Raw genomic sequence first — 16,866 nt, 5'->3', positions numbered from 1 at the left:
CAATGACATGAGCCTCATGCGTCCGATCTCGCAAATCGCCTCTCTGACCCTCACCGCGGCCGTTCTTGTGACGGCGCAACGCGCGGTCGCCGGCAGCCAGTATGTGGTCCTGTCAGCTGAGCCGGCGGTGGATGAACTGCCGCCAGGCAAGCTCTTTATGCCAAGCGACGTCATCAACGTGCCAGCCGGTACGGTCGTCACTTTGCTCGGCGAGGACGGCAGCGTGAACGCGCTTTCGGGTCCAGATTCCTTCGTGGTAACTGAGGATGCATTGACGTCCGGCAGTTTACAGGGGACTGCCAAAGCGCAGGAAGGCCCTTCAAAGCTTGACCTGATAGCCGTCCTCTTGGCGAACGAGCGCAAGAGAACGGAGTCCATCGGCGGTTCGCGCACCACTAGCGACTATTCCACGCCGAGCGGGCTCGACGACCCCTGGGCAGTGTCCATCGAAGAATCCGCCCCGGGCTGCATCCGCGATGGTGTTATGGTTCTTGCGCGCGAGGGCATAGGTCAGAGCGCGGTTTTTTCAATCCGCATCGGCGACGGTGAGCCGTTCAACGGCATAGTCTGGAGCGCAGGCAAGCTCACTTACTCTCTTCCAGACCGTATTCCTCCCGAGGTGAAATCTGTTGTCGTCGAGACCAACAAGACATCGGCGTCGATCGAAATTAAAATGTTTCCAAAGAACGTTCTTGAAAATCCGCTGGAAGTTCTTGGATGGATGGTAAGCAGCGGTTGCAAACGTCAAGCGTTGGCCTTGGTGCATCAGCTTGTGACAAAACAGCAATGAGTTATTGGCTAGCAGCCGCGCCGCGAATGATGGAGCGACTGGCTAACGGCGTAGCGGCGCCATTCTCAGAGTCGCCATCGCCAGGCATCAGGTAAACTGCAAGGCCTTGGTTTGGTGGACTGTAAGTGCGCTAACGATGATCCGAGCTCGTCGATTTCTGCACAAGGGCACAGTATCAGGCGAACGAAGGGCGTCATCAGCCGATGTCTAATTGAATGTCAAGCGCGGACGCGCTGGAAAATCGAGAGGAGGGTGCGATGCTCCATCCGCGTTTCAACGTTATTATAGCCTTGGCTGTGACTGCGGTTGTGAGTTATGCCACGGGCCGGCTGGAGGCCGCCGAAGAAACCGGTTTCGATCCTCTCGTAATCGACGAGTTGAGTGCTCCCAAGTCCGTTGCGATCATCGATGACCCAACCGGCGAGGCGCCGACCTCCAAGGTTTATTCTTTTCGGATCCCCTCAGGTTATTGCAATCCACGGCGCTATGAGCCGCATGCTCCAGCTAACGACTGCGACGAGCAGTCGGTACGGTCGCAAGTTCGTGAAAACGTCTTTGCGACCAAAAAGAACGGCAATGGGCAGCCGAAACAGGGCTGGTATGGGTTCGCTGTCTACTTACCTGACGACTTCCCATACGGCATAAAGCAAGCTGACGGTTACATGCAACTATTCTACTTTCACAACAAACAATGCCAGCACATTTCACTCGCAAATTTCGCGGGCAAAGATGACTCTCTCTACCTTGCATTCAGTAACGCGCTCAGAAACTACAACTGCACGCCCGGTCCGCGCCTCAAGGTCGCCGATTTCAAGAACCTTGTCGGCAAGTGGAGCCGCTTCGAGCTATTTATTAAGTGGGCGAAGGACAGCTCCGGTCGGGTTAAGGTGTACCTCAATGGCAAATTAGTGACCGAGTGGCGTGGACCGACCTTCACCCCCGGACTTGAGAGCACCAATTACGCCAAGTTTGGCATCTATCTTTGTTGCACCCAAGCGGTCGCTCGGGTCAGAGACGCGTCGCTATACTTCGCGGCGGTCAGACGGGCCGCAACTCGCGATGGTCTCTACACGCTAGGCGACGCCGTCGCGCTCAAATCGCTGCAGGTGACCCTCAATGCTTTGGGCTGTGACGTCGGCAAGCCGGACGGGCGTCCCAGCGAGCGCACCCGCGAAATGGCGCTGAGTTGCCGCACATTGCCGGCAGCCGTCGCACCTCGGGACCTAAGCGTTGCGACAGTGCGGTCCTTCCTCGCGCTCTACTCGGACCCGACAACCGCTGGTTTGCAGAGGGGAACATTCATCGAGCCGCCAACCGAGGTGGCGGTCGTCTCGAACGTACCGAACGATGCCGCGGCACAGGCAGGTCTGCTTGTGCCCGTGTTCAAGGTACACGCGTACGAGGGACAGACGCAAAAAGGAGGCAGCGACTCGACCTATGTCACCGACCTCGACGTCAAGATCGACAAATCCAGCGGAACGCCGAATTTCGGCCTGGCTGTCGTAGTTCATTCCTATAACCCTGGGAACATCGATAGCCTTGAGATGTTCCTGAACGCTCCCACGAAATCAGCCGGCAAGATCGCTTCTTGCGCCATGGGCAGTATTAAGTATCCCGACGGCACCGATCATGTCGCCTTCCGGTTTGACAAGTCCGGCGACACCTGGATCGTCAGCAACGCTTCATGCCTGATCTCGGCGCTACCCAAGAAGGAAGCTGCGGTCGTGCGCTTCGTCGCCGAGCACTTCTCGGACGTTGCGGTAGGCATGGTTACCGATGGCAGTGTCAACCTTCTGACGTTCGACGTGATGCGCAATCTTGTCGGCAGGGTCGCCACCGGGGAACTGAAGATCGCGGCCCGATAGCCTTCGTAGAAACTCCACTATCCGAAGAGGAAGATCATCGCCGAGACTCTTCCCAGGTCGATCCTCGCAAATCATAAGACAGAGAGCTTGCTAGCCAACATGACCATGTGCAGAAACGCACCCAGCCTAGCCGGCGGCTCAGGTAGGCAGCGCTCGTCGAAACCGCGCAGGCCCAGTTCGCGGCCTTGGCGGCTCTGCCTGCAGAGCGCGACATAGCTGCCTCGACTATGTGCGACGCAATGCCCGCTTCTTGATTGCATTATCCTGAGAACAGGCTATCTGCTTTCGGCCCCAAACCAACCGTCATCATCCGCTAACCTTAATAGTGTCCTGGAAAGAAAGTTGACCCCTCCGGGCCTACGACTTGGCGACGAGTTTCGGCGTTTTTCGACGGTCAGTATGATTTCCGGCGGTTGGAGATTTGTATCGGCCTTTGATGAACGGCCGCTGTTTGGTTCAAAGTGGATGGTCGCGTTATTGTATGGACAGCAGGCTTGCGGCGTCCCTCGGTTGAGTTCACCCGCGGGTTTTTGCTCTTGAGTTCATCCAGATAATCGGCCCACCACTGCATCATGTTGATGCGCTCCTCCCAGTGCTCTGCCCGGGCATAGGCGCGCCGAACGTCGTTGTTCTCAATGTGGGCCAGCTGCCGCTCTATCGCGTCCGGATGCCACTCGCCGCATTCGTTCAGCAAAGTTGATGCCGTTGCTCGAAAGCCGTGCGCGGTAGCTTCTTCCTTGCCGTAACCCATACGACGTAGTGCGGCGTTTAGCGTATTGTCGGAAATCGGACGTGAAGCCGATCGAACACTAGGAAACAGCAGCGATCCACCACCAGAAATTTCCCTGAGTGAAGTCAGGACGCTGATCGCCTGCTTTGATAGGGGTATGCGGTGCGGCCGTCGCATTTTCATGCGTGCTTCAGGGATGGTCCACACCGAGCTTTCAAAATCGAACTCTTCCCATTCAGCGACGCGAAGCTCCCCGGGGCGGGGAAACAGCAGCGCCATCAGCATCAGACCGGCCCGGGTTGTAGGCTGTCCGTCAAATGCATCGATCGCCCTCAGCAAACCGCCCAAGGCCTTCGGATCGGTAATCGCGGCGCGAGACGTTACCGTCGGACTGATGAGTGCGCCTCTGAGGGCGAAGGTCGGATCTGTCTCGGCGCGTGCGGTCGCGATTGCGTATCGAAACACGCTGCCGATCGTGGAGCGCAGTCGCCTGGCCGACTCGTATCGACCGCGAACCTCCACGCGGCGGAGGGCGGTAAGGATGGTGGCCGGGTCGATCTCCCGAATGCACTTGTCGCCGATTATCGGATAGGCAAAGTCGAGCAGCCATTTGACCTTGCTGATCGTCCGGTCGGCACGTCCCTCCTTCTTTAGTTTGTCAACATATTCGTCCGCTATTGAGCGAAAGGAGTCCTTTGCCGAATCGGCCTTCCGCAAGCTGCGTTCCTTTCCAGGGTCGACGCCAGCTAGCAGAAGCCTTTTAGCGTCATCGCGCGCCTCCCGTGCCTCGGCGAGAGAGATAAGGGGATAGCTGCCCAGCGCGAGCAGTTTCTGCTTGCCGTCAAAGCGGTAGGCGAGCCGCCAGAGGCGAGAGCCCGTGGGCTGTACCCATAGCTGAAGCCCGCCCCCATCAGATAATTTCACGAGCTTGGAAGCAGGGCGGGCATTTCGACATTTCACGTCGGAGAGGGGCATTCGTCAGGTCTCCCTTGGCTGTTTCGATACCATCAGGATGTCGAATACCAACGGAAATACCATCCCCCCGCCTCGTTGGACCAAATGCTCCTGAAGCGCTCCGTGTCCCGCTTAACCGCGCAAATGCGACTGCAAAAGACCAACAATTCCAAGCGGTTGCAGAAGCTGCAGCGTAGAAGGTTCGGTGAAAGGGAGTGCCGGGAGAAGGGGGCATGGTGCCCAGAGGCGGATTCGAACCACCGACACGCGGATTTTCAGTCCGCTGCTCTACCAACTGAGCTATCTGGGCCTCGCCGGCAAACGAGACATCGCCTGACCGGATTTCAGGAAAGCGCCGTGGCGCACCCCTTGAAAGCGCGTGGGTTATAGCACGGGAATCCGGCCTGTCCAGCGCCTAAGCGCTGATTTTCCGGGGCAATTGTCGCAGACAATACCGACGCCGGCAAAGCAGCAATTGCGTAAGGTCGGCGAAGTGGAATTGCGCGGCCGGCACCGCCCAAACCCTACTTCGGCTCGTCGCTCTCGTCCTCGTCATCCCGCGCGGTGATGACATAGGCGCCCTTCAGCCAGCGGTTGAGGTCGATGTCCTTGCAGCGCTTCGAGCAGAACGGATAGGTCTCGCGCGCCGACGGCTTGCCGCATTCGGGGCAGGGGCGCTTCGGGCGCAGTGGTGTGACCTTATCGTCCAGGCTCATGGCCGCGCGGTATGCCAGCTGGTGTGGACCTTGAAGCCTTCGCCCGAAAGCAGCGCCACCGTCTCGTAGAGCGGCAGGCCGACAATGTTGGTGTAGGAGCCGACCAGCTTGACGACGAACGAACCGGCGAGACCCTGGACGGCATAGCCCCCGGCCTTGCCGCGCCATTCGCCGGAGGCGACATAGGCGTCGATCTCCTCGCGCGGAAGCCGCTTGAAGCGTACCCTGGATTCAACCAGCCTTTGGCGCAGCTTGCCGCCCGGCGTAATCAGGCAGATGCCGGAATAGACCCGGTGCGAACGGCCCGAAAGCAGTCCGAGGCAATTGGCGGCGTCGTCCAGCGTCTCGGCCTTGGGCAGGATGCGGCGTCCGACCGCGACCACCGTATCGGCGGCCAGCACGAAGCTTGGCGCATAATCTTCCTCGCTTTTCAGCGACGCCAGCGCCTTCTCCGCCTTTTCCTTCGACAGCCGCTTGGCCAGCGAGCGCGGATGTTCGGCGCGCAGCGGCGTTTCGTCGACATCGGCCGGCAGCACGCGGCCCGGCTCGATGCCGGCCTGTTGCAACAGTTCGATCCGGCGCGGCGAACCAGAGGCAAGCACGAGCTTCTGCAGGATGCTCATCGCGGTTCGCGCCGGACTGTTACTTGAAACGGTAGGTGATGCGGCCCTTGGTCAGGTCATAGGGCGTCATCTCGACCAGGACCTTGTCGCCGGTCAGCACACGGATGCGGTTCTTGCGCATGCGGCCGGCCGTATGGGCGATGATCTCGTGTTCGTTTTCGAGCTTCACCCGGAACATCGCGTTGGGCAACAATTCCGTCACGACACCCGGAAACTCGAGGACTTCTTCCTTCGGCATTCGATACCTTTGCTTGGATTGCAGTTCCGGCGCCCTGGAGCGCCCAGGCCGGAATTTCGGCGGAACCTATATGATAATCGTGCGCTTGTGAACACGCTTAGATCGCGTCATAAGCGACGCGCTCCAAGCTTTCGTTTTATGCATGTCGTTGTCTCAAAACCGGGACCGCTTTTGAGCGACATGCATCAATCCGCCGCGTTTTTTACCTCCGGAAGCAGAAAACGTCGGCTAATGCGCGCTTTCAGCCGTTCTCTCACGTCGCGATAGCTGGCCATGATCTGCTCGCGCCTGCCGCCGACATCGGTCGGATCCGGCATCGGCCAGTATTCGACGTCGACGGCAAGCGAGCGGGTGAGTTCGAGCGCGGCGTGGTGGGCTTCCGGCGCCAGGGTGACGATCAGGTCGAAATAATCGTCCTCGAGATCGTCCATCGAGCGCGGCTGGCGCTCGCCCAGCGTCAGGCCCTCTTCGGCCAGCACCGCGTCGACGAACGGATCGCGCTCGCCCCTGTGCACGCCGGCAGAGGCGACGAAAGTGGCCGGCGGCAGCATGCGCCGCGCCAGCTGCTCGGCCATCGGCGAGCGCACGGCGTTCATGCCGCACAAGAACAGGATCGAGCGGGGCGCCCCAGTCAGGTCTAACCCCGCCAGTGCAGCACACAGACCAGCGTGAACAGCCGCCGCGCCGTGTCGAAGTCGATGTCGATCTTGCCGGCCAGCCGGTCCATCAACGTCTGCGAGCCTTCATTGTGCAGGCCGCGCCGGCCCATGTCGATCGCCTCGATATGGCTCGGTGTCGAGGAGCGGATGGCGTCGTAATAGCTTTCGCAGATCAGGTAGTAGTCCTTGACGATGCGCCTGAGCGGCGTCAGCGACAGGATATGGGTGACGACATCAGCACCATCCTCGCGGGCGACCGCAAACACCAGCCGGGATTCGGCCAGCGAGAGCTTCAGCCGATAAGGCCCGGCGCCGTCATCATTGACCGGCTGAAAGCTGTTTTCTTCGATCAGGTCGAAGATCGCCACCGCGCGCTCATGTTCGACATCGGGCGTCGAACGGCCGATCGATTCGTCGAGCTCGACATCGATCAGCCTTGCGCGGGTTTGATCGCCGTCCGCCATCGCCGCCTACATGTTCAGCCGGATGGCGACGGAGCGGCCATGCGCGTCGAGGCCTTCCGCCTTGGCCAGCGCAATCGCCGCCGGCGCAAGTGCTCTCAGCTGCTCCGGCCCGAGCTTCAGGATCGAGGTGCGCTTGACGAAATCGAGCACCGACAGGCCCGAAGAGAAGCGCGCCGAACGCGCCGTCGGCAGCACGTGGTTGGAGCCGCCGACATAGTCGCCGATGACTTCGGGCGTATGGCGTCCCAGAAACACAGCACCCGCATTGCGCATCCTGGCCAGGAAGCCTTCGGCATCGTCGATAGCAAGCTCGACATGTTCCGCGGCGATGCGGTCGACCAGCGGCAGCGCGGCCTCGATGGTCTCCACCAGGATCACCGCGCCGAAATCGCGCCAGCTGGCAGCCGCCGTCTCGGCGCGCGACAGGCTCTGCAGCTGCCGCTCGACCGCCTGTTCGACGGCCTTGCCGAAGGCGGGATCGTCGGTGATGAGGATCGACTGCGCCGACACGTCATGCTCGGCCTGAGCGAGAAGATCAGCGGCAATCCAGTCGGGATCGTTGCTGCCGTCGGCCACGACCAGCACTTCAGACGGTCCGGCGATCATGTCGATGCCGACCGTGCCGAACACCTGGCGCTTGGCGGCGGCGACATAGGCATTGCCGGGCCCGACGATCTTGGCGACCGGCCGGATCGTCTGCGTGCCATAGGCAAGGGCGGCAATCGCCTGCGCGCCGCCGACGCGGTAAATCTCCGAAACGCCTGATATATCGGCTGCCACCAGCACCAGCGGATTGATGATGCCGCCCGGCGCCGGCACGACGATGACGATGCGCTCGACGCCCGCCACCCTGGCCGGCACGGCGTTCATCAGCACCGAGCTTGGATAGCTTGCCGTGCCGCCCGGCACATAGAGCCCGACCGCCTCGATCGCCGTCCAGCGCGAACCCAACTCGACCCCGGCGGCATCGGTATAGCGATCGTCCTTGGGCATTTGTCGCTCGTGATGGGATCGGATGCGGTCGCGCGCGAACTTGAGCGCATCGACCGTCTGCGGATCGGCGTCTTTGTAGGCCTGCGCGATGTCGTCCTTCGACACGGCGATGCCGAGACTATTGAGGTCGGCCTTGTCGAATTTCAGCGTGTAGTCGACCAGGGCAGCGTCGCCCTCGGCACGAACCCGCGCAATGATGGCGCGCACGGCAGTGTCGACGTCCTCCGATACTTCCCGCTTGGTGGTCAGGAAGGCGGCGAAACGCTGCGCGAAACCGGCAGCGGATTGGATAAGCGTAATGGCCATCGGCTGCGTCTAGATCATGGTGAGATTTGCTTGAAATCTCATCATGATCTAGCCCTTTGTTGGAGCATGATCTCTGGACAAACAATTCCCGTTTTGTCCAACAAAAACCGGCACCCACTTTTTGGGATCATGCTCTAGACCCTGTGCACCGGACGCGAGGTGGCTTCCCAGGCGCCGCCTATGTCGGCAAGCCGCGCCTCGATGCATTCGACGTCGAGCATGATCGCGCCGCCGCCGGAAAAGACCAATTCGACGATGCCGGCCGGCTTGCTGATTTCGATAAAGCTGATTGCCAGCAGCGACAGCACCTCGGCCGGCCGATCGCGGGCAATGCCGCTGGTCTTGGCGCCGAGCACGCGGTCGAAATGCAACACCGCCTGGCGCCGCTCATTGTGCTTGCTGAACAGTCCGGATTTCGCCTCCCAGACGAAGCGGTTCATGGTCAATATGAAACGCTTGGCCGAAGGCAGGTATTCGAGATCCGAGACCTTCATCACGGCGTCCTGGACGTGAGCCGAGACGATGCTCAGATCCTGATCGTCGAGCGCAATGAGTTTGAGGGCTGCCATGCCGAATGCACACCTGAAAGTTGGTTTCAGCCTTCTGTTAGGCGGTCTTTCCGGTCCGTGCAACCGCGACACAAACTCAACCCGAGGCTAGGGCCTCGGGTTTGAAGTGTTGGCGGTGAATGAAGGCAGCACCAGACGCCTGTCTGTCTGAAGCAACTGCCGTGCGGTTAAGCTGAAATCCGCTCGATCACCGCGCCGCAATTGGAGAGCTTTTCTTCCAGCCGCTCAAAACCGCGGTCGAGGTGGTAGACGCGGTTGACCGTCGTTTCGCCTTCGGCCGCCAGACCGGCGATGACCAGCGACACCGAGGCGCGCAGATCGGTCGCCATGACGGGTGCGCCCTTCAGCTTGGCGACGCCGGCGACGATCGCCGTTTGGCCGGACAGCGTGATGTGGGCGCCGAGCCGGGCCAGTTCCTGCACATGCATGAAGCGGTTTTCGAAGATGGTCTCGGTGATGCGCGACTTGCCCTTGGCCATGGTCATCAGGCCCATGAACTGCGCCTGCAGATCGGTCGGGAAGGCCGGAAAGGGCGCCGTCGTTACGTCGACCGGCGAAATGCCGGCGCCGTTGCGCTTAACGCGAATGCCGGAGTTGGTCGGCGTGATCTCGGTACCGGTCTGGGCAATCACATCCAACGCGGTCTGCAGCAGCTCGGGGCGGGCGCCTTCGAGCACGACATCACCGCCGGTCATGGCCACCGCCATGGCATAGGTGCCGGTCTCGATGCGGTCGGGGATGACGCGCACGCGCGCGCCCGACAGCGATTCGACGCCATCGATGGTGATGGTTGGAGTGCCGGCGCCGGAAATTTTTGCGCCCATGGCGTTGAGGCATTCGGCGAGGTTGACGATTTCGGGCTCGCAGGCGGCGTTTTCCAGCACCGTCTCGCCCTTGGCGAGCGCCGCCGCCATCATCAGCACATGGGTGGCGCCGACGGAGACTTTCGGGAACACATAGCGATTGCCGACAAGGCGGCCATTCGTGGTCTTTGCCAGCACATAGCCGGTGTCGACATCGATGTCGGCGCCCAGCGCCTGCAAGCCCTCGAGGAACAGGTCGACCGGGCGCGTGCCGATGGCGCAACCGCCCGGCAGCGACACTTTCGCCTCGCCCATGCGGGCCAGCAGCGGGCCGATCACCCAGAACGACGCCCGCATCTTCGACACCAGCTCGTAAGGCGCGGTCGTGTCGACGATGTTGCGGGCCGAGAAATTGATGGTGCGCGAATAGCCCTCATTCTGCTTCTCGCGGCGGCCGTTGACCGAATAGTCGACGCCGTGATTGCCGAGAATGCGGATCAGCTGCTCGACATCGGCCAGATGCGGCACGTTTTCCAGCGTCAGCGTGTCGTCGGTGAGCAGCGAGGCGATCATCAGCGGCAAAGCAGCGTTTTTCGCGCCCGAAATCGGAATGCTTCCGGCGAGCTTGTTGCCGCCGACAATTCTGATGCGATCCATGAGAGAATGTCCCCTCGGCCCGATAGGCCGGTTTTCGTCAGTTTGAGTATCGGCCCGTCTAGACCATTGGCCGGCTTGGTTCAAGAAATAGGATTTCTGAGCCCCTTTGGCCAAGGTGACCGGCCAGTGTGGCTGATATCGGTCAGTCCTTGTGCATTTTTTCAGCAGCCGGCAGTCCTTCGGGCCGCTGGTCAGGATCACCGGTGCGCCGCGAGCGCGCTTGCGTCTTGCGCTTCATGAGATTGGCGCGCAGCTGCTCGGCCAGACGGTCCTTGCGGTTAGTCCCGTCCTTTTTTGCCGGATCAGCCTTTTTCGGTGGAATTGTCTTGTCGTCCATCGTTCCGTCCCGCCCGCGACTGGCAGGGCCTGCCGTTCAAGGGATAGCTAGCATTGTGGCGCCGCCATGTCAGCGAAACTTGTCTGGCAAAGCCTTTCACAGACGCCTTGCGCTTGCCGGTTCTATATGGCAGAAGCCCCGCCATCAGCGGCTGCGGTAGCTCAGTGGTAGAGCACTCCCTTGGTAAGGGAGAGGTCGAGAGTTCAATCCTCTCTCGCAGCACCAGTTCATTCCCTTTGATTTAAAAGATGCAGTCGCGAAGTCGGGGTCTTGTTGCGGACCAAAAAAGCCGGCTGACGCAAAAGTGCCAATCCCGCGCATCCAACCGTGGCCCCCTCGCCCGGAAACATTGAGAGAAAGAGGCTCTACGGGGCCGGACGACTGCTCAACAAGTCCGGACCTGTCAACTCATGAACAGGCCGGACTGGCCGTATCCGGCATGCTGAACACTACCGCTCGCACGCTGAAAGCCAGCCGCCTCGTACGCATATCCACCACAAGAACACAGCTCGCCCAAGGACTTGCCATCGGCCGGCCATCATGATGCCATCTCGCCTGCGGAAGATAGCGTTGGGTTTTGGGGTAGAGAATGCTCTTCGGGCGAACGGCAGGTGCGACAGGGCGCATGTGCGCGGCAATTGCTGCGGCACTGGCGCTGTGCCTATGCGCGTTTGGCCCCGCTTTGGCTGAAGAGCCGAAGGCGCTGAAAGGCGTCGCGCTCATCATCGGTCAGTCCGACTACCAGCATGTCGGCAAACTGCCCAATCCGGAAAACGACGCCCGCGCCATCGAGGAGATGTTCGACAGGCTCGGCTTCGAGACCAATGTCGCCACCAACCGCGACGCGCGCAAATTGCGGCGCGATCTCGAAGGCTTCGTCGACGATGCCGAGGGCGCCGATGTCGCCATCATCTACTATTCCGGCCACGGCATCGAAGCCGCCGGCGAGAATTATCTAGTCCCTGTCGATGCCGATATCTCGGCGCTCGACAATGCCGGCGAAAAGCTGGTGCCGCTGTCGTCCATCGTCGCCGAACTGAAGGCCAAGGTGCCGGTCACCATCGTTCTGCTGGACGCCTGCCGCAACGATCCGTTCCCGCCGGGCACGCTCTTGAAGCTGGCGCCGGGCGACGAAGGCAAGCCGATCGGCGCCGGCGGTCTCGGCGAAACGCGCGGCGTGGTTTCCCTGAAAGGTGGCGCCGAGGCCAAGGGCTCGGTCGACGACAGCCTCGGCCAGGTCATAGCCTTTGCCGCCGAGCCCGGCAAGGTTGCGCTGGACGGTCCGGCCGACGGCAACAGCCCTTATGCGGCAGCGATCCTGCGCCACATCGACACGATGGGCGGCGAGGAATTCGGCACCGTTCTGCGCATGATCGGCGAGGAGGTCTATCTCAAGACCAACGGCCAGCAGCGGCCCTGGGTCAATGAGAGCCTGCGCCGGCTGCTCTATTTCGGCACCCCCGCCGAGGCGCCGAAAGGCGATGAGGGCGAAATCCTCAGGGAGCGACGCCAGCTCCTGCTGACCATCTCGACGCTACCCGATCCGGAGCGCCGCCAGATCGAAACCATATCGCGTGACGGCAAGGTGCCGATGGATGGGCTCTACGCCATGCTGAAGGCGCTCGGGGTCGACATACCCAAGGATCCGGCTGAGCTCGACAAGCTGCTGCGTGGCCAGACCGAACGGCTGAAACACGTGTTGGCCGAACGCGAGACTTTGAAAAACCCGGACCCCCAAATTGCCAGGCTATCGAAACTAGCCGAACAGGCGGTTCAGGAAGGCGCGCTCGAAGCGGCGCAGAAATTCAACGAACAGGCCAAGGCCCGCATCGGCGAACTTTCGTCTACGGTCGACCAGGCCGAGGCCGAGCTGAAGGCAAAGCGGCTGGAATTCGCAAAGGTCTTCGCCAGCAGTGCCAGGACTTATGAAATCTCCTTCAACTTCAAGGAGGCGGCGCAGGATTACGCCAAGGCCTTCGAGCAGGCTGCCAAATGGAGCGACGAAGACGCGTTCTACTACAAGGCGGCAGAGGCCAACGCTCTGTCGGAACAAGGGGACTTCTCCGGCGACAATGCGTATCTCGCCCAGGCCCTGACAGCCTATGAACAGGCATTGACCTATGTGACCCGCGAAAAGTTGCCGCTGCTTTGGGCGGCCACCCAGAACAATATGGGCGCCACGCTTGCTACGTTGGGCGAACGGGAAGCCGGCCGCGAAAACCTCGACAAGGCAGCTGCCGCCTATGAGCAGGCGCTGACCGTCTATACGCATGACTCCTACCCTGACGACTGGGCATCGACCTATGGCAATCTGGGCACGGTCTACTGGCGGCTCGGCCAGCGCGAGAACGGGACGGCACTGCTTGAGCGGGCAGTCGCGGCCTTCCGCTCGGCGCTCGAGGTACAGTCGTCGAAAAAACTGCCGCTGGAATGGGCGGCGACACAGAACAATCTCGGCATCGTGCTGTCCGAGATCGGCGAACGCCAGACCACATCGGACAGTTTTCGCGCCGCAATCGAAGCGCATCGTGCGGCGCTGACCGAATACAGCAGGGAGCGCGTACCGCTCGACTGGGCGCTGAGCCAGGTCAATCTGGGGGCAGCGCTCTACCGCCTCGGTGAGCGCGAAAAGGATATCGCGACCATGCAGCAGGCGGTTGCTGCCTATCAGGCGGCGACCGGCGAAATGACCAGGGAACGCGCGCCGGCGCAATGGGCGACAATCCAGAATAATCTGAGCACGGCGCTGGAATCGATCGGAACCATTAACGGCGATGTCGCCACGCTTGAGCAGGCGCGCGACGCCGCCCTTGCATCGCTTACGGTTTGGACGCGCGAGCACGCCGCGGCGAGCTGGGCCAAGGGCCAGCTGACGCTCGGCAACGCCTTGCAGCGCCTCGGCGCCAAGCAGAAGAACAAGGAACTGCTCCTGCAGGCAGCCACCGCGTACCAGGCCGCTCTGTCCGAATATCCGCGTGAGAAACTGCCGCTCGACTGGGCTTCGCTGCAGCAGAATCTGGGATCGGTCAACGACACGCTCGGCGATCTCGATACGGGAACCGATTACTACATGCAGGCGGTGACCGCGTATCGTCAGGCATGGGAGGTCTATACCGCAACCGCCGCGCCGCGCGAGTTCGCTTCGATCGGTTACAGCCTTGCAGGCACGCTATCGAACTGGGGCGAACGCGCGGGGGACATCTCGACCCTGCGGCAGGCGATCGATGTCTACGGTCAGGTGCTCAGGGTTCGCACCCGCGACAAGGACCCAGCCAATTGGGCCAAGACGGAATTCCGCCTCGGCTGCGCGTTGATGATGTCAGGCAAGCTGGCCTCTGACGATCAACTGCTGCAGCAATCGGTCGACGCGCTGCGGGCGGCGCTCGACGGGCAGACGAAAGGCGGTGATGTCACGGAGATCGGCCAGACGCGGCGCGTGCTCGGCCAGACCCTGTCGATCCTGGGCGACAATACATCCAACCTGGACTTGCTGGCGCAAGCAGCCGACATGCTGGAAGCCGCGCTCCCCGCCTACTCCAAGGACGCCGACCCGGAGGAGTGGGCCAATATCAATTACGACCTCGGCTTTGCCCTCTACAGCCAGGGCCGGATTGGTGGCGACGCCACGTTCTACGCCAAGGCCGTGGAGAGCTTCGAGACGGCAGCGCGGATCTACGACGGTTTTCCTGATCGCATGCAATGGGCGCGCACCAAGGGCGATATCGGCAATGCCTTGCTGATGGCCGCGGACGGCAAGGACGTCGAGTTGCTCACCCGCGCGATTGCCGCCTATGACGCAGCGCTCAGCGTAGTAACGCGCGAGAATGCGCTGGCTGTCTGGGAGAACAATCAGAACAATCTCGCCGGCGGGCTGTCGAGTCTTGGTTACTGGGCGAACGATGTCGGCAAGCTGAAACGAGCCGCTCAGATCTACCGCGACCTCGCCACGGTGCGAACGATCTCCCGCGATCCCGATCTCTGGATCAACAACCAGACCAGTCTCGCGCAGACGCTGAGCATGATCGCGGCCCGCGAGCCTTCGGCTGAATTGTACGAGGAGGCGATTGTCGTCAACCGGGCGCTTGCCGAGCAGCTCGGTCGCGACCGCGATCCCGAACGTTGGGCCAATGCGCGCAACGAGATGGGCTATGCCTTGACCATGGCCGGCCGCGCCGAAAACAATGTCGCGCATTTCGAGGAGGCGGTGCTGGTCCTGCGCGAGGCGATCGTGGTGCAAAAGAAGATCAATTCGGTGCCGGCTGTCGCCTTCACGCAGGACAGCCTGTGCGACGTGCTGGTCGATCTGGGCGCCGCCCACAAGGACAAGGCGATGGCACAGGAAGCGATCGCCGCATGCCAGGACGCGCTCGTCATCTTCCGTGACAAGAAGATGGACGATCTCGCCGCCGGTTCCGAAAAGAACCTCGCCGAGGCACAGGCGTTGCTGGCCGAGTTGCATTAATCCGAGCCCGCGCTCCCGGATGCGGGCGAATGGTGGACACGCCAGCGTTCACGCTGTTGCGCAAGCAGATGTCACCGGCTCGCCATGGCATGACAGAGATGCGATGTGGCAGTATCGGCTTGTGCGCCGGTCGCCACCCGTCATTCACGGCGACAGGTATCATATTCCGTTGGAGCGCCAGATGACCCTATTCACCCGCCGCGGGCTTTTGAAAACGGCTGCGGTTGCCGGCGCTGGCGGCGTCGGGCTGGCAGCAATGACCAGGCTCAGCGGTTGGGCAGCTGTCACACCTGAGCCGGCGGTGCTCAAGACGGCAAAGATCCAGGCCAGGTTCATGGATGCGGGCGAGACCCGGGATGTCCTGACGTATGGTGAATCAGGCATGCCGCCTGTACTGCGGATGAAAAAAGGCGAGCCCTTTGCCGCGCGTCTCGTCAACGCCATCGACGACCCGACGACCATCCACTGGCACGGCATTCGCGTTCCAAACAAGATGGACGGTGTTCCTTTCCTGGTTCAGCCTTACGTCTACACCGGCGATCATTTCGACTATGCCTTCACGCCGCCCGACGCCGGCACGTTCTGGTATCACCCGCATTGCAACACGCTGGAGCAGATGGGCCACGGCCTGACCGGCGTGATCGTGGTCGAGAACCCGGGCGATCCGAAATTCGATGCGGAGGCGGTCATCAATCTGCGCGACTGGCGGCTAGGCGACGACGCCCAGTTCATCCAGCAGTTCCGGCCGCGCGATGCCGCAAAAACCGGAACCTATGGCACGGTGCGCACCGCCAACTGGCTCGACCAGCCGCAATTCGACGCGCCGGCCGGCGGGTTGGTGCGGCTGCGGGTCGCCATCACCGATGTCACCCGCATCTACGCCTTTCGCGTCGAGGGTGGGCAGGCCGCGGTCATCGCGCTGGACGGCAATCCGGTGCCGCAGCGTTTTGCGCCCGATGCTTTGCTGCTCGGACCGGGGCAGCGCATGGAGCTCGCCATCCGCATGCCTGACCAGGAGGGCGCGATCGTCAGCCTGGGCGACATCAGAGGCACCAAACCCAAGGTCCTCGCCACCTTGCGCGCCACCGGCAGCTCGCTCAAGCGCGATTTGCGCGACCTCGCACCGCTGGAAGCGAACCCGGTGCCGGAGGTGGATCTCGCCAGCGCGAAACACATCGCGCTCTCGCTCAGCGCCACCGCGGAAAACGTGCCGAGCGACAGCATATGTGGCACGCTCGGCTACTCCTTCTGGGCCATCAACAAGGTGCCGTGGCCCGGCGACACGCCGGACCCGACCGCGCCTTTGGCCGAGCTGAAGCTCGGCCAAAGCTATGTCATCGACCTGGAAAACCTGACGCCGCAATCGCATCCCATGCATCTGCACGGCATGAGCTTCAAGGTGCTGTCGTCTTCGACGCGCCAGGTTCAGCCGGTCATCTCCGACACCTATCTCATGCAGCCCAACGAGAAGGTTCAGCTTGGTTTCGTCGCGGACAATCCCGGCGACTGGCTGCTGCACTGCCACATCATCGAACATCAGAAAACCGGCATGACGAGCTATATCAGGGTGGTTTGACGCCGAGGCGGGTCAATCAGCCTCTACCGGGGTTGGCCTCACCTGTCGGGCCTGTTGCCGGAGAAATTGCCGCCGTCCGCTGGTTTCGTTGGCAAAGCGGGGCCGTTCCCTGCTATTCCCGCCT

Annotated in this window: 14 protein-coding genes and 2 tRNA genes; 5 read left to right on the top strand and 11 right to left on the bottom strand. The window is 61.6% G+C overall.

The genetic code is table 11. The annotated features are described in order from the left end of the window. Positions 1-7 precede the first annotated feature (7 nt). Both NL532_RS28845 and NL532_RS28840 read left to right on the top strand, forming a co-directional pair. Positions 8-790, top strand: a complete 783-nt coding sequence (locus NL532_RS28845; RefSeq protein WP_023692409.1) for a hypothetical protein — start codon at positions 8-10, stop codon at positions 788-790. Positions 791-1,047: 257 nt separating this feature from the next. Beyond that, positions 1,048-2,655 carry a heparin lyase I family protein gene (locus NL532_RS28840; RefSeq protein ID WP_031202526.1) on the top strand — a complete coding sequence of 536 codons (1,608 nt, stop codon included), beginning with the start codon at positions 1,048-1,050 and terminating at the stop codon, positions 2,653-2,655. A 394-nt stretch (positions 2,656-3,049) separates the two neighbouring features. Here NL532_RS28840 and NL532_RS28835 read toward each other — a convergent pair whose 3' ends face one another. The 11 genes from NL532_RS28835 to NL532_RS28785 form a co-directional block, all read right to left on the bottom strand. Beyond that, on the bottom strand, positions 3,050-4,360 hold the full coding sequence (locus NL532_RS28835; RefSeq protein WP_023692407.1) for a tyrosine-type recombinase/integrase: 1,311 nt from the start codon (positions 4,358-4,360) through the stop codon (positions 3,050-3,052). Positions 4,361-4,573: 213 nt separating this feature from the next. Beyond that, positions 4,574-4,649 (bottom strand) — tRNA-Phe (locus NL532_RS28830). A 214-nt stretch (positions 4,650-4,863) separates the two neighbouring features. Further along, the gene (gene yacG, locus NL532_RS28825; protein WP_023669280.1) at positions 4,864-5,055 is read right to left on the bottom strand and encodes a DNA gyrase inhibitor YacG; all 192 of its coding nucleotides are present in this window, start codon (positions 5,053-5,055) and stop codon (positions 4,864-4,866) included. Next, entirely contained in the window at positions 5,052-5,678 is a 627-nt protein-coding gene (locus NL532_RS28820; protein WP_023753867.1) for a Maf-like protein, read from the bottom strand. Before NL532_RS28820 ends, yacG begins: the two co-directional genes overlap by 4 nt. A 19-nt stretch (positions 5,679-5,697) precedes the next feature. Next, complete coding sequence (gene infA, locus NL532_RS28815) at positions 5,698-5,916, bottom strand: translation initiation factor IF-1 (RefSeq protein ID WP_006200926.1); 219 nt, start codon at positions 5,914-5,916, stop codon at positions 5,698-5,700. Positions 5,917-6,101: 185 nt separating this feature from the next. Then, entirely contained in the window at positions 6,102-6,566 is a 465-nt protein-coding gene (locus tag NL532_RS28810) for an arsenate-mycothiol transferase ArsC (RefSeq protein WP_081725519.1), read from the bottom strand. Beyond that, entirely contained in the window at positions 6,554-7,039 is a 486-nt protein-coding gene (locus tag NL532_RS28805; protein ID WP_023669283.1) for a UPF0262 family protein, read from the bottom strand. Before NL532_RS28805 ends, NL532_RS28810 begins: the two co-directional genes overlap by 13 nt. A 6-nt stretch (positions 7,040-7,045) precedes the next feature. Further along, entirely contained in the window at positions 7,046-8,338 is a 1,293-nt protein-coding gene (hisD, locus tag NL532_RS28800) for a histidinol dehydrogenase (protein ID WP_023827894.1), read from the bottom strand. 134 nt (positions 8,339-8,472) lie between these two features. Continuing rightward, entirely contained in the window at positions 8,473-8,907 is a 435-nt protein-coding gene (locus NL532_RS28795; RefSeq protein WP_023681909.1) for a DUF2948 family protein, read from the bottom strand. Between the two features lie 167 nt (positions 8,908-9,074). After that, positions 9,075-10,367 carry a UDP-N-acetylglucosamine 1-carboxyvinyltransferase gene (gene murA, locus NL532_RS28790; RefSeq protein ID WP_023827895.1) on the bottom strand — a complete coding sequence of 431 codons (1,293 nt, stop codon included), beginning with the start codon at positions 10,365-10,367 and terminating at the stop codon, positions 9,075-9,077. A gap of 142 nt (positions 10,368-10,509) precedes the next feature. After that, the gene (locus tag NL532_RS28785; RefSeq protein WP_023827896.1) at positions 10,510-10,704 is read right to left on the bottom strand and encodes a hypothetical protein; all 195 of its coding nucleotides are present in this window, start codon (positions 10,702-10,704) and stop codon (positions 10,510-10,512) included. A gap of 150 nt (positions 10,705-10,854) precedes the next feature. Here NL532_RS28785 and NL532_RS28780 point away from each other — a divergent pair. The 3 genes from NL532_RS28780 to NL532_RS28770 all read left to right on the top strand — a co-directional run bounded on the left by NL532_RS28780 (position 10,855) and on the right by NL532_RS28770 (position 16,742). Next, positions 10,855-10,929: transfer RNA gene (locus NL532_RS28780), tRNA-Thr, on the top strand. Positions 10,930-11,293: 364 nt separating this feature from the next. Continuing rightward, the gene (locus NL532_RS28775; protein ID WP_081730875.1) at positions 11,294-15,166 is read left to right on the top strand and encodes a caspase family protein; all 3,873 of its coding nucleotides are present in this window, start codon (positions 11,294-11,296) and stop codon (positions 15,164-15,166) included. 181 nt (positions 15,167-15,347) lie between these two features. After that, entirely contained in the window at positions 15,348-16,742 is a 1,395-nt protein-coding gene (locus NL532_RS28770) for a multicopper oxidase family protein (protein ID WP_023827898.1), read from the top strand. Positions 16,743-16,866 lie beyond the last annotated feature (124 nt).

The sequence above is a fragment of the Mesorhizobium sp. C120A genome (assembly GCF_030323105.1).
In the GTDB taxonomy this organism is placed as follows: Bacteria; Pseudomonadota; Alphaproteobacteria; order Rhizobiales; family Rhizobiaceae; genus Mesorhizobium.
Note: the sequence above shows the minus strand (reverse complement) of the source record. Positions and strands in the feature narration are given on the sequence as shown.